This window comes from Buttiauxella sp. S19-1, assembly GCF_022134725.1.
GTDB lineage: Bacteria > Pseudomonadota > Gammaproteobacteria > Enterobacterales > Enterobacteriaceae > Buttiauxella > Buttiauxella ferragutiae.
Window position 1 is genome coordinate 1 of record NZ_JAHWLU010000248.1, and the last position, 1,285, is coordinate 1,285.

Genomic DNA, 1,285 nt, shown 5'->3' on the forward strand with positions numbered 1-1,285 from the left:
AAATCAACATGCTGCTGCCCTCACGTAGTTTATTGAGCCTATCTTCACGCATAAAAAAACCGCCATCAAGTGGCGATTCAGGATGGAGCATCTGCAAGGCTTCAGACTGATGACAAACCTCTTCCCAGGTCGGATAAGCGCAGCGTCATCCGACACTTTTATCTGCAACAACAGGCGAAAATGGTGGATGGCGCTATCGCTTATCCCCCCTACAACACTGAGGCTGTGTTAAAGGACGTGTTACCACTGCGTTTCACCGGCAAATTGATCAGTTGGCTAGTCTCTCCTTGCGGCTGTTTATAACGCAGCTTAACCCAGAGTAATTCGTTGGTTTTACTCCCCTCAGTCGTGGCTGTTTTTTTAGCATAACGCAGGCTATCAACAGATTGTTTTTGGCCTGCCAGCGTGAGTTCAAATAATACCGTGACATGTTTACCGGCACCTATATCACCGGCATCTACCGCATCGTTATTAAAATCTTCATCACGCAGTTGACGTTTTTCATAGCCTATTTGGCGATACTCAATAACATTATTCGGATTAAATTCGATCTGCGCTTTAACATCTTTTTCTACGGTAACGAATGTCTGACGCATTTCATTATTCAATACTTTCTGCGCTTCGGATAATGAATCGAGGTAACTGTAATTTCCATTACCCACATCCGCAATTTTCACCATCATCGCATCATTAAAATTATCGTCGCCTACACCAAGAGTGGAAAGCGTCACGCCAGATTCACGCTCTTTTTTTACTATGGCTTCAATGTCTTTAGGATCGTCAATTCCGACGTTAAAATCCCCATCGGTGGCTAATAAAATACGGTTAACACCTCCTTTGATAAACCCTTTTTCGGCCTGTTGATAAGCCATTTTCAAGCCCGCGCCACCGTTGGTTGAACCACCCGCATCAAGGTTATCAAGCGCATTAAGAATGGTTTTTTTATCAGCTCCGGAAGTGGACGCTAAAAGCACTTCTGAAGAGCCAGAATAGGTCACAATGGCAATGCGATCTTGTTCGCGCAGGTCATTCACAAGGAGCGTGTGCTGCTCATTCCTCGGCGCGGGGGATAATTCGTAGCTGATGGTAAATGGCGTGGCATGATCGGAACGGGTTTCACTGCTGGAGGCTCGCGCATTCAGTGGAAAATAGTTCACCATTTCTTCCGCACGCACCGCATCTGCATTGGGCAATGTCCCCTATCCCTTTTTAAGCATATTTTTTTGAGACATCAAAATATACTTATCGAAATAATTACCCTAACAAAAAAGGGCATATGCAATAA

1 pseudogene is annotated in these 1,285 nt (G+C 44.7%); it reads right to left on the reverse strand.

Annotated elements, in window-relative coordinates:
- Positions 1–233: 233 nt before the first annotated feature.
- Positions 234–1,199: pseudogene (locus tag MES37_RS24380) on the reverse strand (YfbK domain-containing protein); the annotation flags it as partial.
- Between the last annotated feature and the right edge of the window lie 86 nt (positions 1,200–1,285).